The organism is Halorussus sp. AFM4 (genome assembly GCF_051194995.1).
GTDB lineage: Archaea > Halobacteriota > Halobacteria > Halobacteriales > Haladaptataceae > Halorussus.
Map to the genome: position 1 here is coordinate 1,055,468 of NZ_JBNTJT010000001.1, position 26,046 is coordinate 1,081,513.

Consider the following 26,046-nt stretch of genomic DNA (forward strand, 5'->3'; position numbering starts at 1 on the left):
GTCACCCGAGGAACGGACCTCGGCGGGACGAACGGACGGCATCAGGCGGAGGGACCGTCGACCCGCTCGCGCGACCCCCGCGGCCCCCGCCGGGTCGGCGGGTCCCGGAACAGCAGGTGTGCCAGGGCGAGCGCCGACACTATCGCGCCCGTCGACACGCCGAGCTCCGGCGCGAGCGCGGACAGTTTTCCGACGAGCAGCCCGAGCAGCAGTGGCACTGGCAGGACGGCGAGCGCGAAGTCGTAGTAAGAGAGGTTCGGTACTCCGGCGTTACCACTGAGTAGTCGGTTCGGCCCGAGCATGAAACCACCTTCCGGTACGATACTACGGTGCGTTCCGACTAAAAATTATTGGTCGGTGGTAGCGGGAGGTTGTCGGCGGTGCGCGACGGGGCCAGGTGGCCCGCAGTGTCTCACTTCCCCCAGAAGGGGTCGCGCTTGCGCTGCTTGTCGAGGTACATCTGGAGCGCCTCGAGCTCGTCGACCGGGATGTCGTCGGACAGCTCCTGTTCGAGGATCTTGGCGTGCTTCTCGGGGATCTCGATCCAGAGCTCGTCGCCCTCCTCGATCTGGCGGCCCACCGTCGGCCCGTCGATGGCGACGCTGACCCGGTTGCCGCTCCGGGCCTCGTCGACGTCCTCGCCCTGCTCCTGGATGCCCTTGAGCTGGCCGACCCGGGTCGGATCGTTGCCCTCGAACTTCACGACGTTGCTGTTCTTCTTGATGGTGCCCGACAGCACCTCGACGCCGACCACCGCGGGGTCGTTCTGGCGGAAGGTGTGGTCCTGGAGGATCTGGAACCGGGCGGGCCGGGTGATGTTGTCGAGGACCGTCTCCTGCTGGGCGCGCTCGCGCTCCTCGACGTACTCCTCGTACTCCTCGATGAGCCGGTAGATGACGCCGCTCTCGAACAGCTTGACGTCGCTCTCCTCGGCCTGGCGCTCGGCGTCGGCCAGCACGTCGACGTTGAACGCCAGGATGGTCTTGTGCTTGTCCTCGTCGGCGGTCGAGGCGATGCTCACGTCGCGGGGCGCGACGTCGCCGACCTCCGCGCGCATGATGGGGATCTCGGCCTCGCCCAGCGCGTTCGCGATGGCCTCCAGGCTGCCGAGGGTGTCGGCCTTCACCACGACGCCCTGCTCGCTGGTCTCGACCTCTATCTCGGAGAGCTCGGCCCGGACCTCGGCGATGACCTCGTCGATGTCGCGGTCCCGGACCACCCGGACGGGCGCGCCCGCCATCGCCTCGTCGAGGTCGGGTGCGGCGATCTTCAGCCCGGACGCGGCAGAGATCTGGTCGACCTTCTCGAACCGGTCCTCGGTCCGGATCTCGGCGAGCGGTCGGGGCTTCAGCAGCGCCCGGACGTCGGTCACGATGGGGTCGTCGAGGCCGCCGACCACGATGGTCTCGTCCTCTCGGACGGTGCCGTCGTACAGCACCACGTCGACGGTCGTGCCGAACCCCTTCTCCTCCTTGACCTCGAGGACGGTGCCCGCGCCGGGGCCCGTCACGTCGATGGCCATGTCCTCCTTCATGTACCGCTGGGCCAGCCCCATCAGGACGGTCAGCAGGTCGGGGATGCCCTCGCCGGTCTCGGCGCTCACGGGGACAACGCCGATGTTGCCCCGGAAGTCCTGGACCCGCCAGTACATGTCCGCGGAGAACCCCTCGTCGCTCAGTTCGCCGATAATCTCGTAGAGCTGTTCGTCGAGCGACGACCGTACCCGGTCGCTCTGGGCCTCCATGGTCTGCTGGGCCGGCGCGTCCTCGTTGGGCTTCCACCCGGGGACGGTGTCGATCTTGTTCGCCGCGACCACGAACGGCGTCTGGGACTGCTTGAGGATGTTGATGGCCTCGAGCGTCTGGGGCTGGAAGCCGTCGTTGACGTCCACCACCAAGATGGCGATGTCGGCCAGCGCCCCGCCGCGGGACCGGAGCGTCGTGAACGAGTGGTGGCCCGGCGTGTCGATGAACAGCAGGCCCGGCAGGTCGAAGTCGCTCGGGTCGATGAGGCTCCCGGCGACCTTCGAGACCACGTCGAGCGGGATGGCGGTGGCCCCGATGTGCTGGGTGATCGCGCCCGCTTCCCCCTCGATGACCGTCGAACCGCGTATCTTGTCCAGAAGGCTGGTCTTCCCGTGGTCCACGTGTCCCAGTACTGCCACGATGGGCGTGCGCAGACCTCGTTCGTTGTCGCGTGCGTCAGTGTCAGGCATAAGGCTACCACCCGGGAAAGAAGGTTTCTTACTGAAGAAGTGCTGCGCGCGGCATTTAACTCTTTCACTCCGCCCGACCGCCCGGCGGGTTCGCGCCGCCCGAGCGCGGGAACCGTCCGCCGCCGCTGTCCGTCGGACCGATCCGGCGCCGTCCCCCGTACACTTTATGTAGGAGCACTCAGTAACCCCCCGTATGTCGGAGATCCTCGCCGAAAACCTCTCGGGGAAGGCCGTCATGGGGTCAGACGGGACGGAACTCGGGATGCTGTACAACATCACCATGGACCTCAAGACGGGCGAGCTGGCCGATCTGCTCGTCGAACCGGACGAACAACTGCGGCGCGACGCGGTGGAGTTCGAATCGGACGAGAACGGACGATTCCAGGTCCCCGTGACGCGAGTGCAGGCGGTGAAAGACTACATCGTCGTCCAGCGGTAAATGTACGTTCTAGACGCCTCAGCGTTCATCAACGAGTACCACACCACCGCGGACACGGCGACGATTCCGCTGGTCCGCGAGGAACTCGAGGACGAGAGCGCCTACCGGTTCGACGCGATGGAGGGCTCGGGGATGCACATCCACATCCCCCAGGACGGCGCCGTCGAGCGCGTGCGCCGGGCCGCCCAGGAGACCGGGGACTTCGAGGAGCTGTCGACCACCGACGTCCGGCTGGTCGCGGCCGCCTTCGAGCTCGACGCGACGCTGGTCACCGACGACTACGCCATGCAGAACGTCGCCGAGCGCATGAACGTCGACGTCGACGTCATCGCGCGCGAGGGCATCACCGAACAGCGCGACTGGCGCTTCCAGTGCCAGGGCTGCGGCCGCGAGTTCGACGAGAACAAGGACCGGTGTCCGGTCTGCGGGAGCGAGCTCACCCGCAAGAACCCGTCGAACGTCTGACGCCGCCGACCGGTTCGCGTAGCCACTCGGCGGCGGGCGAGCGCTCACTCGTCGGGCTCTATCTCCTCGAGTCCGACTTCGATGAGCTGGTCGAGGACCTCCTGGGTCGTGAGGCCGTACTCGCGCGCCAGCGTCTCGATGCGCTTGGCGCGCTCGCGTTCGCAGGTGATCGAGTAGCGACGCTCCATGCGGCTTTCGTAAGCCGGTTGCGCTGTTAAATCTACGTCAGACGGCAAGCGGACGCGAGACGGACGGGCAGCATACGGCCGGCGTCCGGGCCGACGCCTGCGGCGAAACCGCTCGCCCGCCGACGATCAGACGCCGCCGGTCAGCTGGACGTACATCGCCGCGAAGACGACGGCGTCGAACGTCCCGTGGATGATGGTCGGGACCGTCGTGTTCTCGGTCAGCAGGTACGTCGCGCCGAGCACCACCGAGAGCAGGAAGATGACCGCGAGCGTGCTCAGCAGCGCGGGCAGCGCGGCGCCGGCCGCGTAGGCCGGGATGTGGGCGAGCGAGAACACGACGCTGGCGACCAGCACCGCGCCCCACTCGCCGAAGGTCCCGTACATCGACTTCTGGATGATGTTGCGGTACAGCAGCTCCTCGCCGGGGCCGATGATGAGCCACGACGCCGGGATCAGCAGCAGCAGGATCTGGGCGTTGCCGCCCGCGGCGGTCTGCTGGACGCTGTGCTGGGCGGTCTCCAGGCCGAGCTGCGTGAAGACGACGCCGACGACCATCTGGAGCCCGAACAGCGCGACCACGCCGGCGGCGGCGTAGCCGAGGTCGCGCAGGCTCGGCAGCCGGAAATCGAGGTACGAGAGGGTCTTGTCCGTCCACTTGAAGTAGATCAGCGCGACGGTGCCGGTGCCGAGTCCGAGCGCGAGCGCGCTGATCGCGAGCTGGGCGGTCGTGCCGGGGTCGCCGGGGACCAGCCCCGCGAGGACGCTCACGAGCACGCTGGCCCACGCCGCGATGGCGAACAGGCCGGCGAAGCCGACCGAGAGGCCCCAGGCCGTGGCCTTGACCGCCGCCCCGAGCGACTCGGGGAGCCCCCGACCGTCGCCGTAGGCCGCGATGACGCCGCCCAGTCCGCCGACCAGCGCGAGCGTCGCGCCCCACGGCGACGCCGTCGCCGCCTCGGCCGCGGCCGACCCGCCGCCAGCGAGGGTGCCCGCTGTCGCGACGCCCGTGCAACCGACGACGCCGAGGCTGGCGGCGCCCGCCGCGAGCGACCCCGACCGGCGGGCGATCAGGTCCCGGCGCCGGAGCGCGAACGCGCCGAACGCCGCCGCGCCGAGCGCCGCGACGGCGACGTTCTCGACCGGCCCGATTCCGGGGGCTCCCCACGGGAGCGCGGCCGCCGCGACGGCCACCGCGGCCAGCACGACCCCCGCGTTCGCTGCAGAGCGGTCTTCCATGGCTCGAAAATAGGTCGGGCGGGCTATAGTCCCTGTGCTTGGGCGCGAGCCGGGTCAGGCCCGCCGGGCCAGCGCCGCCGCGCCGACCAGGCCGGCGAGCGCCGCGAGCGCGCCGAACCCGGGGATGTCGCTCGACTGGTCGGCGGCGGTCGTCGCGGTGGTCGTCGCGGTCGTCCCGGACGCGGCTATCGACGCCATCACCGACTCGTTGACGATGCGGCCCTCGACCGCCGCGGCGCCGTCGAGGTCCTCGCCGGTGACGTACATCTCGAACTCGGTCCCCGGGTCGAGGTCCGAGAGGTCCAGCGTCACGGTCGCGTTCCCGTCCTCGCCGACGGCGGCCGCGGCGGTGTAGATGCGCTCGTCGGTCTCGAACTCCACGTCGAGCGAGGAGTTCGGGGCGGCGTCCGTCCGGACGCGGAACGTCTGGTTCGCGACGGGCCGGGCGAGGACGACGTCGCCGTCCGACGCGTTCGTGCTGACGGTGACGTTCGCCGCGTCCGGATCGGCGAGCGACGCGGTCGATTCCTGCGGGGTTGCCTTTGCGTCTGCTACGGTCGCGTCCGACGGGGTAGCGCTCGCGGCGACACCGGTGACGCCCGCGAGGACGACCAGTGCGGCGAGAGCCACCCGTCGGTGGAGGGTCGATTCGAACATGATTCAGGGCGTACAACTCCACCCGAAGATAGGTTAGAAGAGTGTCAAAAACGCTTCGGTCTCACTCCACGGTCAGCGTCGTCTTCTCGGCGACGGCGTCGGCCTCCTCGAACTCCCCGCCGCCGAGCAGCCCCCGGGCGGCCCGCTTGCCCCACTCGACCGCGGGCTGGGTGAACGTCTCGACGCCGGCGAGTTCGCCGTAGAGCACGCAGGCGGCCTCCATGCCGTAGAGGAGTCCGCCGAGGCTCCGCTCGTCGACCCGGTCGATCTCGACCCGGACGTTGGGCCGGCCCGCGGCCGCGAGGCTGGCCTCGGTCGCCTCGAACTCGGCGTCGAGCAGCTCGCCCAGCGACGAGCCGCCGAGGTACGACAGCCCCTCCAGGTCGGTCTCGGGAATCGCGCGGTCGGCCCGCTCGTCGGGGCGGACCAGCGTGACCAGCTTGTCGCGCGGGCCGGCCCGGTAGAGCTGGAGCTGGGAGTGCTGGTCGGTCGCGCCAAGCGCCCGGGCGGGGGTCTGGCCCCGGCCGTCCTTGCCGAGGCTCTCGGCCCACAGCTGGGCGAACCACTCGGCGAACGTCTCCAGCGACTCGGCGTAGGGCATCATCGCGTTGACCGCCGCGCCGCGCTCTTCGAGGGCGTACGAGACCGCGCCGTAGGCGTAGGCCGGCGAGTCGTACAGCGACCCCGCGAGCCGGTCGGCCTCGTCCCGGGCTCCCCGGAGCAACGCGTCGAGGTCGTGGCCCTGGACGGCGGCGCACGCCAGCCCCACAGTCGACAGCACCGAGAACCGGCCCGGCACGCCCTCGGGCACGTCGAGCGCGGGCAGGTCCTCCTTCTCGGCGAGCCGCCGGAGGTTGCCCTCCGCGCCGGTGGTGACGAAGGTCCGGTCGGTCCAGTCGACCCCGGCGTCTTCCATCGCATCGCGCACGACGAGGAAGTTCGCGAGCGTCTCGGCGGTCGTCCCGGAGCGCGAGACGACGTTGACCGCGGTCGAGTCGAGCGGGAGGGAGTCGAGCAGCCGGGAGACGTGCTCGGGGTCGACGTTGTCGAGGAAGTAGGCGTCGGTCTCAGAGGGGAGCGCGTCGGCGAGGGTAGCCGCACCGAGCGCCGACCCGCCGATACCGACGGTCAGCACCGCCTCGGCGTCGGCGAAGGGCTCGACCGCCGCCCGAATTGCATCGGGGTCCGCGGTCTCGGGCAGGTTCAGCGCGGCGTAGCCGTGCTCCGCGTCTTCCCGGCCGCGCTCGATGCGCTCGTGGGCGTCGGCGACTCGCTCGTCCAGTTCGTCGAGGGCGTCGCGGGAGAGGCCGGGGTCGGCGACCTCCGAGAGTGCGTTGCCGAGGTCTACGCGCATGTTGGTTGTATCACGGGCGGCGCGGGACAAAAAGTGGGGTGTTCCGCCGGCCGGTGGTTCGAGGCGTCGACCGTCCCCGACGAGGGCGCGGAGTCGAGCGCGCGGCGTCGACCGCCCGTACCGTACCCCTTTTCACCCAGCTCTCCCAACCTCGGGACGAGATGGCCGACGCCCAGACCGGCGAGTCCGAGGACGCCCGGACCGGGACCGGCGGGTCCCGCAGCGTGGTCGCCGACGCGTTCCGCCGGTCGTTCGCCGAGACCGACTCCCGACTGCTCAAGTCCTACGTCGTCGTGAGCGCGCTGCTCGCGGCGCTGGTCGGGGTCCTGCTGCTGCTGGCGATTCCGGTCTGGGTGCTCAACACCGCCGGCGGGTCCGAGCTCGCGACCTTCTCGCGGGCGTTCCTGCTGGTCGGCGGGGCCCTGCTGCTGGTCGCGCTCGTCCTGCCCGTCTACTCGGCCGGTCGGCGCCACGCCCGCGGCACCGCGACGGCCCGGGCCGACGCGCTGCTCGCGCTGACGGGCTACCTGTTCGTGGCGTCGCTGTACGCCTCGCTGCTGATCTCGGCCCCGCCGGACCGGCGCCAGGCCCCGTCGGGCGTCATCGCGCCCGCGGTGGAGTACCTCTACTCGCTGCCGGCGACGTACGCGGTCGCGCCGCCGCTGCTCGCGGTGGCGCTGGTCCTGCTCGTCCACCGGTTCGCGCGGTGACGAGCCGGTTCACGCAGGGATGTACCGGTTCGTGCAGTGACGTTACTGATTCGCTCGGTGGCGTCCTCGAACTACTCGTCCTACTCAGTCCGACGACTCGTACTCCTCGCGACTGATGGAGAACCGGTGGTGGTCCGCCGGGTCGTCGTACCGGCCCGCGTGGTTGCGGAGCAGTCCCTCGTATCGTCCCCCGTGGCGTTCGACGTACTTCTCGACCGCGCGGTAGGACTTTTCGTTGTCGGCGTGGAGCGGAACGGCGACCACCCCGAAGTCGAGTCGGTCGAAGGCGATCTCGAGGAGCGCGTCGGCCCGCTCGCCCGAGTATCCCCGGCCCCAGAACGGTTTTCGCAGCCAGATCGCCGGGACTCCGAGGTCCTTCTCCCACCGGCACAGCAGTCCCGCAGTGCCCGCTATCTCGCCGGCGCCGTCCTCGCCCTCCTTCGGCCGGACGATCCACTCGGCGCGCTCGCGGTCGGCCCACTGGCGCTCGAACTCCTCGAGTCGGTCGGCGGCCTCCTTCACGGTCGCCGTCGGGTTCCACGGCAGGTACCGGGTCTCCTCGGCGATGGTCGAGTTCCGGCGGGACGACACCTCGTAGAACTCGCGGGCGTCGACCGCATCGCGCCGGAGGCGCTCGAAGCGGAGCCGGTCGGTCTCGAACGTCTCGGGAAACATCCCGAAGACCGTCGGACGGGCGGGCCAAACCGATTTCGGTTCGCCGACTCGGAGCGCGGTTCGGCCGACCCGGAACGCAATCTCCCCCGGAGTGCGGTCCGGACGGGACGGAACGTGATTCGGACGTCCGGCCCGGCGATCCGGCCGGGAACGCAATCCGGAAAAGCCGCGACCCCCTACGGCCACCCATGAGCGACTCCGACTCCGCCGGCGACGAGAAGACGAGCACCTTCCTCGTCACGCACGCCGAGGACGACTCGGCGGTGCTGAAGGACGTCCGCGACGGCCAGGTCCACACCCTCTCCTCGAACCCCGGCGTCGAGGAGGCGGACGCCGTGGAGGCGACGGTCGCCTCGGACCCGCCGATGAACCTCACGTGGTCGGTCGTGGAGGTCGAGGAGCGCCGGGCCCTCTCGACAGAGCGCAGCGAGGAGCCACCGACCGCCCAGGAGCGGGACATCGCCGCCGAGCAGGACGTCGGCGAGGTGGCCCGCCGGGAGCGCGCCGGCGAGGGCGAGATCCACGTCCTCACCGTCCCGCCGGAGGACACCGAGGACGCGGCGGCCGACGTGCTCGACGACGAGGCCACCCTCTCGCGGGCCGCCAGGCTCGGCGTCTCCCGGGTCGAGGTCCGGGCCGAGTCGGGCGTGGTCAGCGTGCGCTACATGCCGTAGCGACCGTCAATCAGGCCTTAAATGCTGTTAGCGGGTCCGTCAGACCCCCTACTGCCCGTAGAATTTTTAACGAGTAGATCGTAGTTCAGCGTGGAGTGAGACCCATGAGTACCGACAGCGAATCGGCGTACGGCGACACCTACGGCACCGACCGGGCGGTGGCGAAGTGGTCGTCGGCGATCGTCGCGCTGCTCGGGCTCTGGCTCGTCGCCGCCCCGATACTGGTCTGGGACGCGGTCGGCGCGGACTTCTGGAACGACGTCGTCGTGGGCGCGGCCATCGTCGTGCTGGCGGCGTACAGCTACTACGAGTCGTCCGACGACGACCCCAGCGGCGGCACGTGGGCCAGCGCGTTCAACGCGCTGCTGGGCCTCTGGATGATCGTCGCGCCGTTCGTCTGGGGCGTCGCGGAGCTGCTGTTCTGGAACGACGTCGCGGTCGGCGCGCTCGTCGCCGTCATCGCGGGCTACGCCGCGTTCGCCGGCGGCGAGTCGCCCGCGGGTCTCGGCGCGGAACAGCGGACGTGACCGTGCGATTCGCGGCCGAACGTCGTCGACGTTCCCGATTTTTCGGCGGTGAACTGAACCGGAGATTCGAGCGGCGCCTATATCTCGTTCGGGCCGCCCTCGCTCTGGACGTGCCAGCCGCCCTCGATGCCGCAGGCCTCCCGGACCTCGTAGGCCACCTCGGTGTCCGGCCCCAGGGTCTCGCCGCCCTCGATGCGCTCGACCCGGAGGGGCACGTCGAGGGTGCTGCCGCAGCAGCCGACGCCGACGAACTCCTCCCAGACGTCGCCCTGCCGGACCCGGTCGGTCTTTGTCTTCCGGAGGTAGGCGACGAACGAGTCCTTCTCGACCTGGAACCGGCCCCAGTCGCTCAGGTCCGCGGGGTAGGAGACGACGACCCGGTCGGCGGGCGCGAGGTCGGTGTGTCGGTCCCGGAGGTTCTCGTCGGTTTCGCTCATGCGCCGAGGTACGTGCGGGAGGTGTATGAGCCTTCTTCCCCCGCGTCGAGGCCCCTCTTGAGCCTTCCCGCCGCGCGAGCGGTTCCGTGCTGTACCGGCCCGCTCGCGTCGCTCTGGCCGGCCGGGAAACGAGATGGGATAAGAACACTTATTCACGGCCGTACCTGATGCCACCCCATATGGTAGCGTTCGAAGTGCCGGAGGTGGACTACACCCAGTACTCCAACCGGCAGTTGGCGGCGGTCCCGCTCGCGGTGCTCGCCGTCGCACTGCTGGTCATCGCCGGGTGGTACGTCGCCACCGGTGCGCCGGTACGGCTCGGCATGGAGTTCACGGGGGGCACCGAGCTCCGCGTCCAGACCGCCACGCCCGCGTCCCAGATCCCCGCACAGTTCGACTCGGAGGTGTCGATCACGCCGGTTCGGACCGCCGACAACACGTACATCGTGACGTTCCCGCCCGAGGCGGAGAACATCGCCCAGCAGGCGAGAAACAACTTGCAACCGGTCGCCGGCCAGTCCGCGGCCGACGTGGTGAAGTCGGTCCAGGGAACCTCGGCCAGCTTCGGCCGCCAGACTCAGGACCTCGCGCTGATGGGCATCGGGCTGGCGTTCGTCGGGATGAGCGTGCTCGTGTTCCTGATGTTCCGGTCGTTCGTCCCCTCCATCGCGGTCGTCATCTCGGCGTTCAGCGACATCGCGATCCCGGTCGCGGTGATGAACATCGTCGGCATCCCCCTCTCGCTGGGGACGGTCGCGGCCCTCCTGATGCTCATCGGGTACTCGGTCGACTCGGACATCCTGCTGAACAACCACATCCTGCGCCGGTCGGGTGACTTCTACGAGTCGACCCACCGCGCGATGCGGACCGGCGTGACGATGACCGTCACCTCGCTGTCGGCGATGGCCGTGATGTCGGTCGTCGCGTGGATCTTCGGCATCGACCTGCTGGCCTCCATCGGCATCGTGCTGGTGCTCGGCCTGGCCACCGACCTCATGAACACCTACATGCTCAACCTGAGCCTGCTCCGCTGGTACAAGTACGAAGGGGTGTCCCGGTAATGGACGTCCGCGACAACTGGCGGGTCGTCCTGCTCGCGGCCTTCCTCGTCATCAGTTCGGTCGCGCTGTTCGCCCCCGGCATCGGCGGCAGCAGCGGCGGTGACGGCGCCGTCGTCGAGGAGGCCAGCGCCGGCCCGACCAACCTCCAGTTCGGCCTCGAACTCTCCGGCGGGACCCGGATCCGGGCGCCCGTCAACGGTCTGACCGCCGAGAACGTCGACGTGTCGCAGGGCACGACCCCGGCGACCGTCGAGCGGCGGGTCGCCGGCAACCTCTCGGGGATCACCGCCTCCGACGTGTCGGTCCGGCTGGCCGCCGCCCAGAACCAGACCACGACCGTCGAGGTGTTCAGCGAGAACGTCACCGAGGACGAGTTCGGAGCGGCGCTCCGGCAGGCCGGCTACGACTACGAGACCATCCGGCAGGGCGTCACCGACGAGACCCGCAGCACCATCGTGCGCATCCTCCGGGACAAGATCTCGAAGGCCGGCCTGTCGGGCGGCCGCGTCCAGCAGGTGACGACCGCCAACGGCGAGCACTTCGTCGTCATCGAGATGCCCAACACCAACCGGAGCGAGGTCGAGGACCTGGTGACCGAGCGCGGCCAGGTCCAGGTCGTCGCCACGTTCCCGGCCCAGAACCAGAGCGGCAACGGCACCCAGTACCGCCGGGTCCCGCTGCTCTCGCAGGGCGACTTCAGCAGCATCGGGACCGCCCAGGAGTCCCAGGGCATCGGCCCGAACGTCCCGGTGGTGCTCAAGCCCCAGCCCGCGCAGAACTTCTCGAACGCGATGCAGAAGTTCGGGTTCACCACCGAGGGCGTCAGCGCCTGTAACTACCGGTCGAACCCCCAGGACCCCGGCTACTGTCTCTACACCGTGGTGGACGGCGAGGTCGTCTACGCCGCCAGCATGGGGCCGGACCTCGCCCGGACCTTCCGGCAGGGGAAGTTCGTCCAGGACCCCGGCTTCGTGATGGGCACGACCAACTTGTCCGAGGCCCGCGAGCTCCAGATCCACCTGAACGCCGGGTCGCTGCCGGCGTCGCTCAACATGGACCAGGGCACCTCGTACTACCTCGCGCCCAGCCTGGCCGAGGAGTTCAAGCTCTACTCGCTCATCACCGGCCTGGTCGCGGTGCTGGCGGTCAGCGCCGTCGTGTTCCTCCGGTACGGTGACCCCAAGGTCGCCGCCCCGATGCTGGTGACGGCGCTGTCGGAGGTCGTCATCCTGCTTGGGTTCGCCGCGGCGGTCAAGCTCCCGCTGGACCTGAGCCACATCGCCGGGTTCATCGCGGTCATCGGGACCGGGGTCGACGACCTCATCATCATCGCCGACGAGGTGATGTCGGAGGGCGAGGTCAACTCCTCGCGGGTGTTCCAGAGCCGGTTCCGGAAGGCGTTCTGGGTCATCGGCGCGGCCGCCGCGACCACCATCATCGCGATGAGCCCGCTGGCGGTGCTGAGCCTCGGCGACCTCCAGGGCTTCGCCATCGTCACCATCCTCGGCGTGCTCATCGGGGTGCTCGTCACCCGGCCCGCCTACGGCGACATCCTGCGCAGCCTGCTGACCGACCGGTAGTCCCGATCCGTCCCGTTCTTCCGCTTCTCTCCCGGTAGCCAGTCGTCTCGACCGAAACGACCATGGGTATGAATACGATATGAATACGTATGGACGAGAGCGAACGGCGGAAAGTCGGCGACAGGGGACAGGTGACGCTCCCGAAGGAGCTCCGGGAGCGGTTCGGTATCCACGGCGGTGACGAGGTGGTCGTCCGCGAGGAGGCCGACAGGATCGTCATCGAGAAGCCGGTGACGCGCGCCGACCTCGCGGAGGGCTACCGCCGACGCGCCGACCGCGACCGCGAACTCGCCGAATCGCTCGCGGACGTCTCCGACGAGGCGGACGAAGAACTGGGCGACGCACCTGACTGGTAGAACGATGCGCGTTCGCCGCGGTGACGTCGTCATCGTCGATCTGGACCCGACTCGGGGGTCCGAACAGCGGGGGACCCGGCCGTGCCTGGTCGTCCAGAACGACGTCGGAAACGAGAACGCGCCGACCACCATCGTCGTCCCGTTCACGACGTCGTTCGGCGAGGAGCTGTATCCGTTCGAGGTGCTGGTCGAGAGCGAGGAGGGTCCGCTCCGGGAGGACTCGGTCGCGCTGTGCAGCCAGATCCGGACGGTCTCGATCGAGCGCCGACTCCGCGAGAATCTGGGGTCGGTTCCCGACGGACGGATGGACGAGGTCGACACCGCCCTCGAATACAGTCTCGGTCTGCGGGACGTCTGACGGGACAGCTCGTTATTCCTGCCGAACGTCTCCCGGTCCGGTACCGTCGTCCCGCTTCGCCGCGGCAGGTCCGTTCCGACCCCGACTCGACCTAGAAATCCCCCAGCCCCGACTGGGCCGCCTCGGCCAGCACGTCGTCGCAGGTCGACCAGCTGCGCCGGGCGCAGTCCGGGAGCCGGCCGTGCTCGGCCACGAACGCCTCCAGAAATTCGCGAGTGGTCGGGTCGCTGGGGTAGCCCGACCCGACGTCGGCGAACTCGGGACCGTACTCGGCGGCGTACCGCTCGGCCAGCCCGGCGACGTGGGCGTCGCGCTCGACCTTGGCGACGACGCTGGCCGCCCCGACCACGGCGTGCTCGTCGTCGGCGCCGTGCTCGGCGGTCAGGTCGACCGCGGCCGGCACCCGGTCGGCGACCCGGCGGGCGAACCGCTCCTCGCTGGTGTCGCCCGCGTCCGCGATGCCCTCGACGACCGCCGGGCTCTCGCCGGCGGTTCCGGCCGCGTCCGCTCGCTCACCGGTCGCGTCGACGATTTCGGCGACGGCCTCGGCGTGGGCCGCCACCGTCAGGGTGTTCATGTCGGTCTCGGGGTCGTCGATGCGCGCGACCGGGACCTCGGCCACCCCGACCGCGATCCGGTCGTCCGCGCGCAGTTCGGCCGCCAGCTCCTCGCGGCGCTCGGGGGCGAGCCGCTTCGAGTCGGCGATGCCCTCGGGGAGCGCGTCGGGGTCCGGCGCCCGGACCGCCGCCGCGAACATCGACCCCAGCACCGGTCCCTTCCCCGCCTCGTCTACTCCGAACACGGGCGCCACGACGGACGCCGGGTAGTTGTAGGTTGCTACCCGCGGCGGCGGACCGAACCGGCCGACGGCCCGGGGACGGGCGGCCCGAAGTGATTTGCGCGTCACTCGCCTAGTCGGCGACCCGATGGAGAAAGCACCCGACACGACCGGCCGGCTGCGCTCGCTGGAGATGGACCGGATCGACGAACTGTTCGACGCCGACGCGTTCCCGATCACGACCGAGGAGGTGCAGGCGGAGTTCGGCGACCTCACGGTCGACTACCCCGGCGGCGGCTCCGAGCCCCTCCGGCAGATACTCGACACCGCCGGCCACGAGGAGTACGGCACGACCGACGACCTCCAGCTGGCCGTGCTCAACGGGGTCCAGCGCGACGCGGTCGGGCGCCCCCGCTACAGCGACCGCGACCCGCCGGTGGTCGGCGAGGACCGCAACCCGCGGCGGTCGTTCTGAGCCGACTCGCCGCACCGCGGTCCGGCGCGCGGGCAGAACCGTTACGGACGACCGCAGCGACCGGTAGAACGGTGGGGACATGGTGAACGTAGAGACGCTGTACGACCTGTTCGTGTTCGAACTCCAGGGCGCGCGCCGCCTCGAGAGCGAGCTGGCCGACGCGACCGAGACGCTGGCGCGCCAGTCCGGCATCGACTCGCTCGACGACCGACCGGGGGCCCCGTTCCGCGAGCGAGCCGGCGACCTGTTCGAGCGCCACGGCGACCGGGCCGACGAGCGCGCCCGGCGGCTCGACGACGCCTTCGACGCGCTCGACGTCCCGGTGACGACGCGGGACCGGACCGTCCCGGCCGTCGACGCGCTGCTCGAGGAGAACGAGCAGTTCAACAACGTCGTCCTCGACGACGCGCTCCGGAACCCCTTCTACCTCGACGTGCTCATCAAGGCCGAGCAGCTGACGCTCCAGTGCTACGAGAGCGCGGTCGACGTCGCCGACCACCTCGACGTGAACCCGGAGGCGGTCGAGGCGGTCGAGGAGAACCGCGACGCCGCCGAGGCGGCGCTCGGGGAGGCCCGCGAACTCGACTCGGGCTCCGAGATCGAGTCGCTGTACGACCGGCTGGCCGAGCAGACCCCGATGGACTGACGGGCCCGAGCCGAGAGCCTGATACGCCGCCGGGCCCTCTCTCCTGCCGATGACGCTCACGGTCGCAGTGGACGACAGGGAGCCCGCGGGCGTCCGCCGGGCGGTCGAGGCCCACGCCGACGTGACCGCGGTCGAGGTCCGGCGGCTCCCCGCGGCCGACTTCGCCGTCCTCGACGGGGCGGCCGACGCCGCCGACGGGACCGGCGGAGCGGAGCGTCCCGCCCGCCGGGTCGACGCCCGGGTCGGCATCGAGCGCAAGACCGTCGACGACTACGTCGGCTCCGCGCTCGGGACGTCCGGGACCGACCTCCGCGAGCAGGTCGCGAAGATGGCCGACGCGTACGATCACGCCTACATCCTGCTGGAGGGCGACCTCGCCGACGTGGGCGCCGACCGGCCCGGCCTGGACAGCGCCGCGGTCCACGGCACGATGGCGTCGTTCGCGGCCCGCCACGACACGCCGGTCATCCCGTGCTCGGACCGCGAGCGGCTGGTCGACGTGGCCACCCGGCTCCTGCGCAAGCACGGCGAGGCGGCCTCGGCCCGGCCGCTGCCCGGCGGGACCGTGACGGGGTACTCGACCCCCGCGACCAAGCGGCTGTTCGGCTGCATCGAGGGGGTCGGCCCCGCGACCGCCGACGCGCTCTACGAGGAGTTCCCCTCGGTCGAGGCGGTGCTGGCGGCGACGCCAGACGACCTGCGCGAGGTGGAGGGCGTCGGCGAGAAGCGCGCCGCGGCGATACGCGAGACGCTGCGGGGCGAGCGCGACGACTGAGAGAGCAGTCCGGGGCGACTGCGGAGACCTACTCCACGGGCTCGCGCCAGTGGACGGTGACGTTGTTCACCGCGAAGCTGTCGTCGCCCGACTCGTCGCGGTGGACGCGGAGGGTGTTGGTCCCCTCGGCGAGTTCGACGTCGGTGACGGCGTCCTCCCAGTACTGCCAGCCGTCTGCCGGCGGCACGTCGAACCCGCCGAGCGACTCGCCGTTGAGCCGGAGCTCGTGGCCGTACTCGTCGACCCGGAACGCCTGGAGGCCGACGTACGGGTCGCTGGCCCGGTCGGTCGGCACCGAGAACTCGTACTCGGGGGTGGCGTCGCCGACGTACTCCGCCCACGGGACGTCCAGCGCGTCCCTGTTCGGTCCGAGGTGGGCGCTCACGTTCACCAGCGCGTAGTTGGCGCGGTAGGCCATACCCGGGTCCACGGGCGGCGGCCCCAAATTCCTACGGGTGACCGCAACCGCGGCGCGGAGACGCCTCGCTGTCCGGACCCGCGGGCCGGTCCGGCGCGAACTGTTCGGCTACCGCGGGGCGATGCCGGGACACGGGACGCGTCGGAGTTCGCCGTTACAGTCGGTCGGAGTCTACACGCGGTGTCCGTGCGGTCTGTCGTCCGGAAGCGTCGTCGCTCAGCCGTCGAGAATGACGGCGTCGTCGGACGTGACCGTGACCGTGTATCCGCAGTATCCGAACGTGACGCGGTGGGCGTCGTCGCCGTCTGACTCGTGGAGCACTTCGAGGATATCCGGGCCGACGGCGTCGTACACCGGCGGGAGGTCGGCCCGGTCGCTGCCCTCCCGCTCCGCCACGGCCTCGACGATAACAGTCGCGGGGAACTCCGTGTCCTCGACTTCGACCGTCGAGCGTCGCGGGACCTCCGCGATCTCGACGTCCCAGGCCCCCGCGTCCCCGTTCCCGGTGACGGGCCAGTCGCCGCGGACGTCGACACCGTTCGAATCGGCTTCCCGGACCACGCGTTCGATAGCGTTCCAAAAGTCCTCCTCGGTCGTGATATCAGTGCAAGCGTTCTCGTCAGACGGTGTGCTGGATTCAGACATGACGTGACCACTTCGCCTGCTCGTCCTTGACTGGCCGAACGAGCTCTCAGTCACGCAGTAGTCGGTCGGTTCTTCTCTTTACTGCTCAGCCTGATAGACTAACGGAGCCGCCCCCCGGTCGTACATAACAAGCTCCTTTAAGCGGAACCGCTCACCGTCGGGTGGTTCGGGGTCGACCGCGACCGACCGACGAGCGCCTTGCGCGGGACTGGCGCAGTCCCCCGGCGGACCGGTCGGACGCGGCCTGCCGGCCGAATGAGAAACCCGTAAACCGCCCGGCCGCCACCGTCCCTACATGACCATCCTCGACGACGCCCGCCGGGTGGCCGAGAACGGCCCGGTGTGCGACGCCTGCCTGGGCCGGTGCTTCGCCGACCGGAGCTTCGGGCTGACGAACGACGAGCGCGGCCGGTCGCTCCGGGTCGCGGCCGCCATCGAGGACGACGAGCCCTACGAGCCCGTGGAGGCGGAGTGCTGGGTCTGCGAGGGCGAGAGCCAGCGGTTCGACGAGTGGGCCGAGACGGTCGCGGCGGCCCTGGAGGGCTGGGAGTTCGACACCTACCAGGTCGGGACCCGCGCGCCGCCGCTCGTCGAGGAGAACGAGGCGCTGCTCCGCGAGTCGGCCGACCTGCCCGAGGACGCGGGCGAGTCGTTCAAGTCGGAGTTCAACCGCGAGGTCGGCAAGCGGGTCGGCCGGCTGACCGACGCCGAGGTCGACTTCGACCGCCCGGACGTGCTGGCGCTGCTCAACGTCGAGGCCGCGCCCCGCGCCGACGAGGAGGGCGACATCTCCGACCACGCGGTCGAGGTCCAGATCAACTCGGCGTTCGTCTACGGCCGGTACCGCAAGCTCGAGCGGGACATCCCCCAGACCGAGTGGCCCTGCCGGGAGTGCGGCGGCTCGGGCAAGCAGCTCGCGGAGGGCGGCGGCGAGGAGGCCTGCGACCACTGCGGCGGGTCGGGCTACCTCTACGAGGAGAGCGTCGAGGAGCTGACGACCCCGCCGGTGCTCGAGGCGATGGACGGCGACGAGGCGCTGTTCCACGGCGCGGGCCGCGAGGACGTCGACGCCCTGATGCTGGGCACGGGCCGGCCCTTCGTCATCGAGGTCAAGCGCCCCCGCAGGCGCAACGTCGACGTCGAGGCGCTGGAGGACGAGATCAACGAGTTCGCAGACGGGAAGGTCGAGGTCACCGACCTCGCGGCCGCGACCCACGAGATGGTCGAGCGCGTGAAGGAACTGGACGCCAGCAAGACCTACCGGATGGACGTCGCGTTCGACGCCGACGTGACCGAGGAGGCACTGAACGAGGCCGTCGAGGAGCTCCGCGGGACGACCGTCGAGCAGGACACGCCCCGGCGCGTCGACCACCGGCGGGCCAGCCTCACCCGGACCCGGACCGTCTACGACGCCGAGGCCACCCTCGAGGACCCGCGCCGGGCCGAACTCGAGGTCCACGGCGAGGGCGGGCTCTACGTCAAGGAGCTGGTCTCGGGCGACGACGGCCGGACCACCCCGAGCCTCGCGGGCCTGCTCGGCGTCGGCGCGGAGGTCACCGCGCTCGACGTGGTCGCCGTGGAGGGCGAGGACGAGGAGTTCGCCGACCCCGAGTACCTGAAAGAGTAAGCCTTCTTGCGGACTTCTGTAAACAAACCTAGCATAGAAGCGGCAGCTTTCTCCGATTGGTAGCCGATAACACCAATTTAATTCATGAAGCTCAATTAGAAACGGTGTACTTTAGTCGCCGTCGGACCACGCTCCCGTCAGTCGATTATGGTCGCAATACTCTGGTTGGTCGTCGCGGTGCTGGCGCTGTTCACCGCGGGGTACGTCGGGTACTCACGGTACCTGGCCCGGTTCGTGGAACTCGACGACGACCGGGAGACACCCGCGCACAAGTACGAGGACGGTCAGGAGTACGTCCCGGCGAAGAAACCGGTGCTGCTCGGGCACCACTACTCGAGCATCGCGGGCGGCGCGCCCATCGTCGGCCCCATCACGGCCGGCATCGTCTGGGGCTGGGTGCCCGCGCTGGCGTGGATCGCCGTGGGCAATCCGCTGATGGGCGCCGTCCACGACTTCGTCTCGCTGTCGAGCAGCCTGCGCCACGAGGGCAAGTCGATCGGGTACATCATGGGCGAGTACGTCGGCGAGCGCGGCAAGAACATGCTGCTGTGGTTCGCGTTCCTGACCATCGTCCTCGTGGTGGCGGTGTTCGCGCTGGTCACCGCCATCGTGTTCGACGCCTACCCGAGCGCGGCGACCGCGAGTTCGCTGTACATCGTGCTGGCGCTGACCTTCGGCGTCTGGCTCTACCAGCTCGACCGCTCGTTCCTCGGGGGGACGCTGGCGTTCGTGCCGGGCGTGTTCGTCAGCGTCTGGGTGGGAATCCAGTATCCCGTCGCGCTGTTCGACCACGCGGACCTCGCGGCCGACGCCATCGTCCTGCTGGGCGAGGGCGGCGGCTGGCTCCCGCTGGCCGCGACCCAGAACCCGAACGTCGCGGCGTGGGTGCCCGTCATCATCGTGTACGCGTTCGTCGCCAGCGTGATGCCGGTGTGGATGCTGCTCCAGCCCCGGGACTACCTGTCGTCGTTCCTGCTGTACGCGGGCATCGGCGGGACCGTGATCGGCGTCGTCGTCGGGTCGCTGCTCGGGACCGCCTCCGAGCCGCTGGTCGTGAACCTCCCCGCCTTCAACGGATTCTTTGGCGGCATCGACACGCCGATGCCGCTGTTCCCGCTGCTGTTCGTGACCATCGCGTGCGGGACCATCTCGGGCTTCCACTCGCTGGTCTCGTCGGGCACCACCGCCAAGCAGCTCAACCGGGAGACCGACGCCCGGGCCGTCGGCTACGGCAGCATGCTCGGCGAGGGCCTGCTGGCGACCGTCGCGCTGGCGAGCCTCGCCGTGGTCGGCTACTCCGAGGGCGGCGGCATCGGCCTCGCCCTGCCGAACTTCGCCAAGGGCGGCGCCGTCTTCCTGACGAGCCTCGGCGTTCCGGCCTCGTTCGGCGCGCCGTTCATGGCGCTGGTGCTCGTGAGCTTCCTGCTGACGAGCACCGACACCGCGGTCCGGCTCGGCCGGTACATGTTCGAGGAGATCGTCGGCGTGCCCGACACGGGCGCCCAGCGGACCGCGAGCAACCGCTACGTCAACGCCGGGGTCCAGTGTCTGCTGGCCTACGTGCTGGTCGCCAGCGGGTCGTGGAGCAGCCTCTGGCCGCTGTTCGGCGGCGCGAACCAGCTGCTGGCCGCGCTGGCGCTGCTGACCGCGACGGTGTGGCTGGCCAACTGGGACGACAACAAGCAGCTGCTCAGCACGGGCGTCCCGATGGCGCTGATGGTCGGCATCACCGTCGTCGCGCTCCTGTACCTCGCGGTGGTCCAGAACCTGCTCGGCAAGCTGCTCGACGCCGCGTGGATGGCGCAGGCGTCGACCGTCGAGGTGGTGTCGGTCGGCATCCAGATCGTCGTCGCGTTCGTCCTGGTCGGACTCGGCCTCTCGCTGACCCTGCTGGGCTACCGGAACATCCGGTCGGCCCGCGGCGACCGGAGCGCGGCCGGCGGGACCGTCGAGCAACCGGGCGACGACTGACTCCGGCTCGGAGCGGTCCAGTTCTCGGGCCGTCTCCGCTCGCTTGGACGACCACCCACAGGTAGCGCTCGGCCGACGGACCGACCGTACCGGCCGACCGACAAACACCGAACCGTTGCGAGCGCGGGTACCGCAAGCCGTACCGAACCACTGCCGGGAGAGTCGCCACGCGTCTTTTAGGTGTCGGCGTCGAACCGCCACGCATGACGGGGGCGAGCGACGCAGCCGGCGACGAGAACCCGGACGCGGACATCGGCGGGGAGCTGGCGGAGGACCCGTCGGACGCCATCGGCCTGCTCGGACACTTCTACCGGGGACAGATGGACCGCGTCACGGCGTGGCGGAGCCGGCTCGACCAGACCTCCTACTGGGCGGTCACCATCATCGCCGCGCTGCTGACGTGGGTGTTCTCGAGCGCGAACAACCCCCACTACCTCCTGCTTATCGGCATGGGCGCGATGGTCGTGTTCCTCGCGTTCGAGACCCGGCGCTACCGGGCCTACGACGTGTGGCGCGAGCGCATCCGGCTGGTCGAGCAGGACCTGTTCGCGGAGCTGTTCGACCCCGACTCGGACGTCTCGCACCCGGACTGGCGGCGCCGCATCAGCGAGGACCTCCGGGACCCCGCGGTGAAGATGTCGGCGCTCACGGCGTTCGCGCGCCGACTCCGGCGCATCTACTACCCGCTGTTGCTCGTGCTGCTGGCGGCGTGGGTCGCCCGGATCACGGCGTTCCAGCCCAAGGAGACGTGGCGGACCACCGCGAGCATCCTCACGATCCCCGGCACGGTCGTCGTGAGCGCGGTCGCGGCGTTCTACCTGGCGGCGACCGTCGTCGCGGTCTACGGGTTCGTCCAGCGGGACAGCGGCGAGTTCCACGAGCGCGAGAGCACCGACCCCTGGCGGGAGTGAGGCGGCGTGGCGGCGCGTCGAGTCCGCGTGGCGCCCGGGGAACGCGGTCCGGATCAGTCGTCGGCGGGCGCGCCGGGCCGGAACTCCCGGCTGATGGCCTTCCACTTGCCGGTCGAGAACCGGTGGTAGTTGATCGCCGCCGGCACGGCCGTCTCGGCGACGAACGAGAGGTACAGCCCCACCATCCCCAGCGACGTCACCGCGCCGAGGTACGCGACCGGGATGGCCACGCCGAACATGCCGATCAGCTGGCTGTAGAACGGCCAGCGGGTGTCGCCGCTGGCGTCGAGCGGGCCGGCGGTCGCGGCCTTGACGCCGCCGGCGACCACCGCCACGCAGGCCGCGTACACCAGCGCCACCGCGACCGGCACCGTGGCCTCGCCCGACTCGCCGACGAACAGCCCGACGATGGGCTCGGCGAAGCCGGCGACCAGCGCCGCCGCGACCACGTAGGTCGCGACCGAGAACACCACGATGTCCCGGGCGTACGCCTCGGCCGCGAGCTCGTCGCCGGCGCCCAGCTCCTGGCCGACCAAGCTGCTGGAGGCCAGCCCGAACCCCCAGCCGGGCGTGTTCATCAGCCCCCAGATGCGCCGGGCGATGACGTAGGCCGCCACCACGCTCGGGCCGAACAGCCCCACGATGGCCAGCATCGGGAACTTCGCGACGGTCCAGACGCCGTTGCGCCCGACGACCGGGAGGCCGATGCGGACCAGGTCGACGACCGTCTCGCGGTGGAGGTAGGACCCGACCGGATCGATCCGCACGGGGAGGTCGCCGACGCCCGGGAGCCGACCCGCGACCAGCCCGACCGCGAAGGCGGCGGTCGCGAGCGCGTTCGACAGCACGGTCCCGAGCGCGGCCCCGGTGACGCCCATGCCGAGCCCGAAGATGAGGACCCCGCTGAGCGCGATGTTGGCGACCGCGCCGCCGCCCCGCACCAGCATCGGGGTCCAGGAGTCGTCGGCGCCGATGTAGATGCGGCTCCCGACGAGGTTGAGGCCGGCGAAGGGGACGCCGAACGCGAGAATCCGGAGGTACGCCGCGCCGAGCTCGATCGCGCGGGCGTCGTCGGTCATCACCGAGATCAGGTCTGCGGGGAACAGCCAGAACGCCGCCGTGACCGGCAGCGAGACCGCGACGACAAGCGCCGCGCTGGCCCGGACCGCCAGCCCCAGTTGCTCGCGGGCGTCGGCGCCGAACCGCTGGGAGACCAGCGCGATGGTCCCGCCGGCGATGCCACCGCCCAGCGAGAACGCCACGCCCCAGTAGGGGCTGGCGAAGCCGATGCCCGCGATGGCGACCGGGCCGACCGCCAGCCCGACCATCGCCACGTCGACGGCGTTCTTCGACATGCGCGCGAGACCCGTCACGATCCGGGGCCACGCGAGCTCTGTCGTCCGGCGGGCCCGCTCGGGCGAGATCAGGCCGGCGCGGGCGAGCGCCCGCCCGACGCCGAGGATGAGCAGCCGGACCGGATTCGGGAAGCGTACCACGTTGGTAGAGCTATTTCGAATCGAAACTAAAGAATTTTCTATACGTCTCGGCGGGGAGGGTCAGAAGACTCGTGAACGGCGGCGACGGAGTCGGACTGCAGAGCGACTTCCTTTCCGAAAGCCCCGCCCGGAGGAGAGCTTCACCGGGTGCGTCCTCGGTGAACGCGTCACCGGGCGCTCGCGATCGGGAGTACCGCCGCGTGCGTCCAAGAAACGAAGAAAGAAGCGAGAGCGTCGCGCGGCCGCGTCAGTAGGCGTAGCTCGGGAGACCGCCCTCGGTGACGATGGCGGTCTCGTCGTCCTCGGCGTCGAGCTTCTCCAGAGCGTTCTCGAAGTCGTCCTGCCGGACCTCGGTCCGGCCCTCGCGGATGGCGAACATGCCGGCCTCGGTGGTGAGGCTCTCGATGTCGGCGCCGCTCTTGCCGTCGGTCTCCTTCGCGAGCGTCCCGAAGTCCACGTCGTCGGCGATCTGCATGTCGCGGGTGTGGATGTCGAGGATCTTGCGCCGGGCCTCCTCGTCGGGGTTGGGCACCTCGATGAGGCGGTCGAACCGGCCGGGCCGGAGGATGGCGCGGTCGAGCATGTCGAACCGGTTGGTCGCGGCCATGATGCGGATCTCCCCGCGGTCCTCGAAGCCGTCCATCTCCGAGAGGAGCTGCATCATGGTGCGCTGGACCTCGGCGTCGCCCGAGGTCTTCGAGTCGGTCCGCTTGGAGGCCACCGCGTCGATCTCGTCGATGAAGACGATTGCGGGCTCGCGCTCGCTGGCCAGCTCGAACAGGTCGCGGACGAGCTTCGCGCCCTCGCCGATGAACTTCTGGACGAGCTCGGAACCGGCCATCTTGATGAAGGTGGCGTCGGTCTGGTTCGCGACCGCCTTCGCCAGCATCGTCTTGCCGGTCCCCGGCGGGCCGTGGAGGAGGACGCCGCTCGGCGGTTCGATGCCGACGGTCTCGAACTGCTCGGGGTTCTCGAGGGGCTGTTCGACCGCCTCGCGCACCTCGCGGAGCTGCTCCGCCAGCCCGCCGATGTCGTCGTAGGTGACGTCGGGCGACTCGTCGACCTCCATCGCCTGGGCGCGGGCGTCCTTCTCGGCCTCGAGGACGGTCTGGACCGTGAACGAGTCGTTGACCGCCACCCGGTCGCCCGACTCGATCTCGTCGCGGAGGGTGGGCGAGACCTCGGTCAGCACCTCCTGGTTGTTGCCGTGCTGCTTGATGATGATGCCGTCGTCGGTCAGCTCCTCGGCGGTGGCGACGTACAGCGAGGTGGTCTTGAGGGTCTCGTTCTCGCGCTCGAGCCGGTCGACCTCCTCGCGCAGGTCCTCGCGCCGGTCGCGCGCGTCCTCGAGGCGCTCCTCCAGCGTGGCGTTGACCTCGACGATCTCGGCGAAGTGCTCCCGGAGCGCCGCGAGCCGCTCCCGGTCTGACATTTCGGGGTCGAGTTCGAGTGTGGGTTGGTCGGGGAGAGATGGGCTACGCGACATCGGTGTTACCAGCACTAAGGCTACCAGCTTAAAAGTGCCTTTGGGTCTCGGAGGTTTCTCGGCAAAAAAGCCTTGCGCCGCGGGCGGATCTCGTCGCGGTCGATCGGGACGCCGCGAATCGGCGTCGGCCGATTGGAAGCGGCCGTTCAATCAGCGCTGGCCGACCGGTCGACCGGGCCAGCGGTTGCCGACGCGTCGGGGAGCCGGAACTCGCCGAGGAGCGCGTCAAGCTCGTCGGCCTTCGAAGACAGCGAGGCCAACTGCTCGCTGACCCCCGACAGCGACGTCGCCTGCTGGTCGGTCGCCGCGGCCGCGGTCCGGGACTCCGCGGCGGTCTCCTCGCCGATAGCGGCGACCTCCTCAACCATCGACACCACGTCCTCGGCCGACTCCGCCTGCTGGTCGGTCGCGTCGCTGATCTCCCGGACGCTGACGTCGACCTCACCAACAACGTCGGCGATGTCCTCGAAGTCGCCCAGCGCGTCCTCGACCGTCTCGACGCTACGGGAGACCTGCTCGCGGGTCTCGCGCACGTCGGCCAGCGTCTTCTCGGAGTCGGTCCGGATGCGCTCGATGCGGTCGGTGATCTCGTCGGCCGCGTCGCCGGTCTCCTCGGCGAGGCTCTTGACCTCGTCGGCGACCACCGCGAACCCGTCGCCCGCCTCGTCTGCGCGGGCGGCCTCGATGGAGGCGTTGAGCGCGAGTAGGTTGGTCTCGGAGGCCACCTCGTCGATGAACGAGACCACCTCGTCGATCTCGGCGATGTCCTCGACCAGCTCCGCGACCGCGTCGGCGGTCCGGTCGATGCCGGCCTCCACCCGGTCGAGCTCGGTCGCGGCCTCGCGGGCGGCATTCCGGCCCGACTGCGCGCGGTCGGCCGCGGTACCCGCTGTTTCGGCCACCTCGTCGGCCGACGCCGCGATCTCCTCGACGGTCGCCGACAGGGTGTTCATCTCGGCGACCGCGTCGTTGAGCTGCTCGGTCTGGCGGGCCGCGCCCTCGGAGATCTCGGCGACCGCGCCGGCCACTTCGTCGCTGGCGCCGCTGACCTCCCTGAGGTCGGCGTCGGCCCGCCGGCTCGCCGTCGCCACCTCGTCGGCGAAGTCGGCGAGTTCGCCCACTGCGTCCGCGAGCGTCGACAGCAGCCCGTTGTAGTTGCGGACGACCCGCTCGTGGAGACCCTCTTCGGCGACGTCCGGGTCGATGGTCGCGGTCAGATCGCCGGCCTGCGCACGCTCGGACGCGTCTCCGAACGACTCGACGAGGCGGCGCAGGTCCGCGGACCGGCGCTCGAGCTCGTCGGTCGTCGCTTCGAGGTCGGCGGTGTACGTCTCGAGGCTCTCGGCCATCCGGTCGAGGGACGCGCCGAACTCGCCGGGCACGTCCTCGTCGAGCGCCGGGTCGTCGAACTCCTGTCGCGAGAGCGCGGCGGCCTGCTCGGCCACGACGCCGAGGTACGCCCGCATGTCGGCGAACGAGGCCACCAGACTCCCGACCTCGTCGTCGCGCTCGGCCTCGGGCACCGGAGCGTCGAGGTCCCCGCCAGCGATGGCGTCGGCCGCCCCCTCGAGCGCCCCGATGGGGTCGGTGATGTCCCGGCGGACCACCAGCACGGTGTTGGCGAACGCGACCGCGGCCGCGGCCAGCAGGCCGACCGTCAGCGCAGTCCGGGCGGCCCCGGAGACGTGGAACGGCAGGACCGCCTGGGCGGCGGAGATGCCGAACTGGATGCCGACCGCGGCCAGTACCTTGCGTTCGACCGACTCGCTCACGCCCAGGCGGTCCATCGACCACCACAGCGCGTCCTCGTACCGGGCGAGGGGTCCTTCCATGGCCCGGCGTACACGTTCGGCTTATTTAAATGGAGACGCGCGTTATCATCGAGT

At 70.3% G+C, this 26,046-nt stretch carries 29 protein-coding genes; 15 read left to right on the top strand and 14 right to left on the bottom strand.

Going from position 1 to position 26,046, the window contains the following annotated elements:
- Positions 1-41: 41 nt before the first annotated feature.
- Both ACQUQF_RS05495 and infB read right to left on the bottom strand, forming a co-directional pair.
- A complete protein-coding gene (locus ACQUQF_RS05495) occupies positions 42-302 on the bottom strand; it encodes a hypothetical protein (protein WP_435176567.1) in 261 nt (86 codons plus the stop codon).
- A gap of 110 nt (positions 303-412) precedes the next feature.
- Positions 413-2,215 (bottom strand): translation initiation factor IF-2, encoded by a 1,803-nt coding sequence (gene infB / locus ACQUQF_RS05500; protein WP_435176569.1) that lies wholly within the window; start codon positions 2,213-2,215, stop codon positions 413-415.
- 193 nt (positions 2,216-2,408) lie between these two features.
- Here infB and ACQUQF_RS05505 point away from each other — a divergent pair, with 193 nt between their 5' ends.
- Both ACQUQF_RS05505 and ACQUQF_RS05510 read left to right on the top strand, forming a co-directional pair.
- Positions 2,409-2,654 (top strand): PRC-barrel domain-containing protein, encoded by a 246-nt coding sequence (locus tag ACQUQF_RS05505; protein WP_435176571.1) that lies wholly within the window; start codon positions 2,409-2,411, stop codon positions 2,652-2,654.
- Entirely contained in the window at positions 2,655-3,119 is a 465-nt protein-coding gene (locus ACQUQF_RS05510; RefSeq protein ID WP_435176573.1) for an NOB1 family endonuclease, read from the top strand.
- 44 nt (positions 3,120-3,163) lie between these two features.
- Here ACQUQF_RS05510 and ACQUQF_RS05515 read toward each other — a convergent pair whose 3' ends face one another.
- The 4 genes from ACQUQF_RS05515 to ACQUQF_RS05530 all read right to left on the bottom strand — a co-directional run bounded on the left by ACQUQF_RS05515 (position 3,164) and on the right by ACQUQF_RS05530 (position 6,554).
- The gene (locus ACQUQF_RS05515) at positions 3,164-3,307 is read right to left on the bottom strand and encodes a CopG family transcriptional regulator (protein ID WP_435176575.1); all 144 of its coding nucleotides are present in this window, start codon (positions 3,305-3,307) and stop codon (positions 3,164-3,166) included.
- 126 nt (positions 3,308-3,433) lie between these two features.
- On the bottom strand, positions 3,434-4,543 hold the full coding sequence (locus tag ACQUQF_RS05520) for a CPBP family intramembrane glutamic endopeptidase (RefSeq protein ID WP_435176577.1): 1,110 nt from the start codon (positions 4,541-4,543) through the stop codon (positions 3,434-3,436).
- A gap of 54 nt (positions 4,544-4,597) precedes the next feature.
- Complete coding sequence (locus ACQUQF_RS05525; protein ID WP_435176579.1) at positions 4,598-5,200, bottom strand: BGTF surface domain-containing protein; 603 nt, start codon at positions 5,198-5,200, stop codon at positions 4,598-4,600.
- Positions 5,201-5,261: 61 nt separating this feature from the next.
- A complete protein-coding gene (locus ACQUQF_RS05530) occupies positions 5,262-6,554 on the bottom strand; it encodes a glucose-6-phosphate isomerase (RefSeq protein ID WP_435176581.1) in 1,293 nt (430 codons plus the stop codon).
- Between the two features lie 161 nt (positions 6,555-6,715).
- Here ACQUQF_RS05530 and ACQUQF_RS05535 point away from each other — a divergent pair, with 161 nt between their 5' ends.
- Positions 6,716-7,264: a hypothetical protein gene (locus ACQUQF_RS05535; protein ID WP_435176583.1), complete on the top strand. Its 549-nt coding sequence runs from the start codon at positions 6,716-6,718 to the stop codon at positions 7,262-7,264.
- 84 nt (positions 7,265-7,348) lie between these two features.
- Here ACQUQF_RS05535 and ACQUQF_RS05540 read toward each other — a convergent pair whose 3' ends face one another.
- Positions 7,349-7,939 (bottom strand): GNAT family N-acetyltransferase, encoded by a 591-nt coding sequence (locus tag ACQUQF_RS05540; protein ID WP_435176585.1) that lies wholly within the window; start codon positions 7,937-7,939, stop codon positions 7,349-7,351.
- A gap of 188 nt (positions 7,940-8,127) precedes the next feature.
- Here ACQUQF_RS05540 and ACQUQF_RS05545 point away from each other — a divergent pair, with 188 nt between their 5' ends.
- Both ACQUQF_RS05545 and ACQUQF_RS05550 read left to right on the top strand, forming a co-directional pair.
- Positions 8,128-8,613: a DUF5812 family protein gene (locus tag ACQUQF_RS05545; protein ID WP_435176587.1), complete on the top strand. Its 486-nt coding sequence runs from the start codon at positions 8,128-8,130 to the stop codon at positions 8,611-8,613.
- A gap of 104 nt (positions 8,614-8,717) precedes the next feature.
- On the top strand, positions 8,718-9,140 hold the full coding sequence (locus ACQUQF_RS05550; protein ID WP_435176589.1) for an SPW repeat domain-containing protein: 423 nt from the start codon (positions 8,718-8,720) through the stop codon (positions 9,138-9,140).
- A gap of 77 nt (positions 9,141-9,217) precedes the next feature.
- On the opposite strand, the gene ACQUQF_RS05555 is transcribed toward ACQUQF_RS05550, so the two are convergent.
- Entirely contained in the window at positions 9,218-9,577 is a 360-nt protein-coding gene (locus ACQUQF_RS05555) for a hypothetical protein (RefSeq protein WP_435176591.1), read from the bottom strand.
- A gap of 179 nt (positions 9,578-9,756) precedes the next feature.
- On the opposite strand from ACQUQF_RS05555, the gene secF reads away from it, so the two are divergent.
- The 4 genes from secF to ACQUQF_RS05575 all read left to right on the top strand — a co-directional run bounded on the left by secF (position 9,757) and on the right by ACQUQF_RS05575 (position 12,932).
- Positions 9,757-10,638, top strand: a complete 882-nt coding sequence (gene secF, locus ACQUQF_RS05560) for a protein translocase subunit SecF (RefSeq protein ID WP_435176593.1) — start codon at positions 9,757-9,759, stop codon at positions 10,636-10,638.
- Positions 10,638-12,218 (top strand): preprotein translocase subunit SecD, encoded by a 1,581-nt coding sequence (locus tag ACQUQF_RS05565; RefSeq protein WP_435176595.1) that lies wholly within the window; start codon positions 10,638-10,640, stop codon positions 12,216-12,218. Before secF ends, ACQUQF_RS05565 begins: the two co-directional genes overlap by 1 nt.
- An 89-nt stretch (positions 12,219-12,307) precedes the next feature.
- Positions 12,308-12,574, top strand: a complete 267-nt coding sequence (locus ACQUQF_RS05570; protein WP_435176597.1) for an AbrB/MazE/SpoVT family DNA-binding domain-containing protein — start codon at positions 12,308-12,310, stop codon at positions 12,572-12,574.
- 4 nt (positions 12,575-12,578) lie between these two features.
- Complete coding sequence (locus tag ACQUQF_RS05575) at positions 12,579-12,932, top strand: type II toxin-antitoxin system PemK/MazF family toxin (RefSeq protein WP_435176599.1); 354 nt, start codon at positions 12,579-12,581, stop codon at positions 12,930-12,932.
- Between the two features lie 91 nt (positions 12,933-13,023).
- Here the strand turns inward: ACQUQF_RS05575 and rnhB are convergent, their stop codons facing one another.
- Positions 13,024-13,689 carry a ribonuclease HII gene (gene rnhB / locus ACQUQF_RS05580; RefSeq protein WP_435177609.1) on the bottom strand — a complete coding sequence of 222 codons (666 nt, stop codon included), beginning with the start codon at positions 13,687-13,689 and terminating at the stop codon, positions 13,024-13,026.
- A gap of 169 nt (positions 13,690-13,858) precedes the next feature.
- Between rnhB and ACQUQF_RS05585 the strand changes: the two genes are divergently transcribed.
- The 3 genes from ACQUQF_RS05585 to ACQUQF_RS05595 all read left to right on the top strand — a co-directional run bounded on the left by ACQUQF_RS05585 (position 13,859) and on the right by ACQUQF_RS05595 (position 15,606).
- Entirely contained in the window at positions 13,859-14,185 is a 327-nt protein-coding gene (locus ACQUQF_RS05585; protein ID WP_435176601.1) for a DUF5789 family protein, read from the top strand.
- A gap of 79 nt (positions 14,186-14,264) precedes the next feature.
- The gene (locus tag ACQUQF_RS05590) at positions 14,265-14,831 is read left to right on the top strand and encodes a DUF892 family protein (protein WP_435176603.1); all 567 of its coding nucleotides are present in this window, start codon (positions 14,265-14,267) and stop codon (positions 14,829-14,831) included.
- 49 nt (positions 14,832-14,880) lie between these two features.
- The gene (locus ACQUQF_RS05595) at positions 14,881-15,606 is read left to right on the top strand and encodes an ERCC4 domain-containing protein (protein WP_435176605.1); all 726 of its coding nucleotides are present in this window, start codon (positions 14,881-14,883) and stop codon (positions 15,604-15,606) included.
- A 28-nt stretch (positions 15,607-15,634) separates the two neighbouring features.
- Here ACQUQF_RS05595 and ACQUQF_RS05600 read toward each other — a convergent pair whose 3' ends face one another.
- Both ACQUQF_RS05600 and ACQUQF_RS05605 read right to left on the bottom strand, forming a co-directional pair.
- The gene (locus ACQUQF_RS05600; protein ID WP_435176607.1) at positions 15,635-16,024 is read right to left on the bottom strand and encodes a DUF7383 domain-containing protein; all 390 of its coding nucleotides are present in this window, start codon (positions 16,022-16,024) and stop codon (positions 15,635-15,637) included.
- 216 nt (positions 16,025-16,240) lie between these two features.
- The gene (locus ACQUQF_RS05605) at positions 16,241-16,723 is read right to left on the bottom strand and encodes a HalOD1 output domain-containing protein (RefSeq protein WP_435176609.1); all 483 of its coding nucleotides are present in this window, start codon (positions 16,721-16,723) and stop codon (positions 16,241-16,243) included.
- A gap of 241 nt (positions 16,724-16,964) precedes the next feature.
- On the opposite strand from ACQUQF_RS05605, the gene ACQUQF_RS05610 reads away from it, so the two are divergent.
- The 3 genes from ACQUQF_RS05610 to ACQUQF_RS05620 all read left to right on the top strand — a co-directional run bounded on the left by ACQUQF_RS05610 (position 16,965) and on the right by ACQUQF_RS05620 (position 21,178).
- Positions 16,965-18,296, top strand: coding sequence for a tRNA pseudouridine(54/55) synthase Pus10 (locus ACQUQF_RS05610; protein WP_435176611.1), 1,332 nt, complete (start codon positions 16,965-16,967; stop codon positions 18,294-18,296).
- A 147-nt stretch (positions 18,297-18,443) separates the two neighbouring features.
- The gene (locus tag ACQUQF_RS05615) at positions 18,444-20,267 is read left to right on the top strand and encodes a carbon starvation CstA family protein (RefSeq protein WP_435176613.1); all 1,824 of its coding nucleotides are present in this window, start codon (positions 18,444-18,446) and stop codon (positions 20,265-20,267) included.
- Positions 20,268-20,470: 203 nt separating this feature from the next.
- Complete coding sequence (locus ACQUQF_RS05620) at positions 20,471-21,178, top strand: DUF2270 domain-containing protein (RefSeq protein ID WP_435176615.1); 708 nt, start codon at positions 20,471-20,473, stop codon at positions 21,176-21,178.
- A gap of 53 nt (positions 21,179-21,231) precedes the next feature.
- On the opposite strand, the gene ACQUQF_RS05625 is transcribed toward ACQUQF_RS05620, so the two are convergent.
- From ACQUQF_RS05625 to ACQUQF_RS05635, 3 genes are all read right to left on the bottom strand, one after another.
- Positions 21,232-22,674 (bottom strand): MATE family efflux transporter, encoded by a 1,443-nt coding sequence (locus ACQUQF_RS05625; protein WP_435176617.1) that lies wholly within the window; start codon positions 22,672-22,674, stop codon positions 21,232-21,234.
- Between the two features lie 247 nt (positions 22,675-22,921).
- The gene (pan2, locus tag ACQUQF_RS05630) at positions 22,922-24,160 is read right to left on the bottom strand and encodes a proteasome-activating nucleotidase Pan2 (RefSeq protein ID WP_435176619.1); all 1,239 of its coding nucleotides are present in this window, start codon (positions 24,158-24,160) and stop codon (positions 22,922-22,924) included.
- Positions 24,161-24,306: 146 nt separating this feature from the next.
- Positions 24,307-25,992: a methyl-accepting chemotaxis protein gene (locus tag ACQUQF_RS05635; protein ID WP_435176621.1), complete on the bottom strand. Its 1,686-nt coding sequence runs from the start codon at positions 25,990-25,992 to the stop codon at positions 24,307-24,309.
- Between the last annotated feature and the right edge of the window lie 54 nt (positions 25,993-26,046).

Coding starts and splice junctions, on each gene's coding strand:
- ACQUQF_RS05540 (WP_435176585.1), bottom strand. CDS start 7,939: ATGTTTCCCGAGACGTTCGAGACCGACCGGCTCCGCTTCGAGCGCCTC.
- ACQUQF_RS05615 (WP_435176613.1), top strand. CDS start 18,444: ATGGTCGCAATACTCTGGTTGGTCGTCGCGGTGCTGGCGCTGTTCACC.
- ACQUQF_RS05535 (WP_435176583.1), top strand. CDS start 6,716: ATGGCCGACGCCCAGACCGGCGAGTCCGAGGACGCCCGGACCGGGACC.
- ACQUQF_RS05510 (WP_435176573.1), top strand. CDS start 2,655: ATGTACGTTCTAGACGCCTCAGCGTTCATCAACGAGTACCACACCACC.
- ACQUQF_RS05555 (WP_435176591.1), bottom strand. CDS start 9,577: ATGAGCGAAACCGACGAGAACCTCCGGGACCGACACACCGACCTCGCG.
- ACQUQF_RS05585 (WP_435176601.1), top strand. CDS start 13,859: ATGGAGAAAGCACCCGACACGACCGGCCGGCTGCGCTCGCTGGAGATG.
- ACQUQF_RS05545 (WP_435176587.1), top strand. CDS start 8,128: ATGAGCGACTCCGACTCCGCCGGCGACGAGAAGACGAGCACCTTCCTC.
- ACQUQF_RS05595 (WP_435176605.1), top strand. CDS start 14,881: ATGACGCTCACGGTCGCAGTGGACGACAGGGAGCCCGCGGGCGTCCGC.
- ACQUQF_RS05530 (WP_435176581.1), bottom strand. CDS start 6,554: ATGCGCGTAGACCTCGGCAACGCACTCTCGGAGGTCGCCGACCCCGGC.
- ACQUQF_RS05515 (WP_435176575.1), bottom strand. CDS start 3,307: ATGGAGCGTCGCTACTCGATCACCTGCGAACGCGAGCGCGCCAAGCGC.
- secF (WP_435176593.1), top strand. CDS start 9,757: ATGGTAGCGTTCGAAGTGCCGGAGGTGGACTACACCCAGTACTCCAAC.
- rnhB (WP_435177609.1), bottom strand. CDS start 13,689: ATGTTCGCGGCGGCGGTCCGGGCGCCGGACCCCGACGCGCTCCCCGAG.
- pan2 (WP_435176619.1), bottom strand. CDS start 24,160: ATGTCGCGTAGCCCATCTCTCCCCGACCAACCCACACTCGAACTCGAC.
- ACQUQF_RS05570 (WP_435176597.1), top strand. CDS start 12,308: ATGGACGAGAGCGAACGGCGGAAAGTCGGCGACAGGGGACAGGTGACG.
- ACQUQF_RS05590 (WP_435176603.1), top strand. CDS start 14,265: ATGGTGAACGTAGAGACGCTGTACGACCTGTTCGTGTTCGAACTCCAG.
- ACQUQF_RS05550 (WP_435176589.1), top strand. CDS start 8,718: ATGAGTACCGACAGCGAATCGGCGTACGGCGACACCTACGGCACCGAC.
- infB (WP_435176569.1), bottom strand. CDS start 2,215: ATGCCTGACACTGACGCACGCGACAACGAACGAGGTCTGCGCACGCCC.
- ACQUQF_RS05610 (WP_435176611.1), top strand. CDS start 16,965: ATGACCATCCTCGACGACGCCCGCCGGGTGGCCGAGAACGGCCCGGTG.
- ACQUQF_RS05495 (WP_435176567.1), bottom strand. CDS start 302: ATGCTCGGGCCGAACCGACTACTCAGTGGTAACGCCGGAGTACCGAAC.
- ACQUQF_RS05520 (WP_435176577.1), bottom strand. CDS start 4,543: ATGGAAGACCGCTCTGCAGCGAACGCGGGGGTCGTGCTGGCCGCGGTG.
- ACQUQF_RS05635 (WP_435176621.1), bottom strand. CDS start 25,992: ATGGAAGGACCCCTCGCCCGGTACGAGGACGCGCTGTGGTGGTCGATG.
- ACQUQF_RS05575 (WP_435176599.1), top strand. CDS start 12,579: ATGCGCGTTCGCCGCGGTGACGTCGTCATCGTCGATCTGGACCCGACT.
- ACQUQF_RS05565 (WP_435176595.1), top strand. CDS start 10,638: ATGGACGTCCGCGACAACTGGCGGGTCGTCCTGCTCGCGGCCTTCCTC.
- ACQUQF_RS05600 (WP_435176607.1), bottom strand. CDS start 16,024: ATGGCCTACCGCGCCAACTACGCGCTGGTGAACGTGAGCGCCCACCTC.
- ACQUQF_RS05620 (WP_435176615.1), top strand. CDS start 20,471: ATGACGGGGGCGAGCGACGCAGCCGGCGACGAGAACCCGGACGCGGAC.
- ACQUQF_RS05505 (WP_435176571.1), top strand. CDS start 2,409: ATGTCGGAGATCCTCGCCGAAAACCTCTCGGGGAAGGCCGTCATGGGG.
- ACQUQF_RS05525 (WP_435176579.1), bottom strand. CDS start 5,200: ATGTTCGAATCGACCCTCCACCGACGGGTGGCTCTCGCCGCACTGGTC.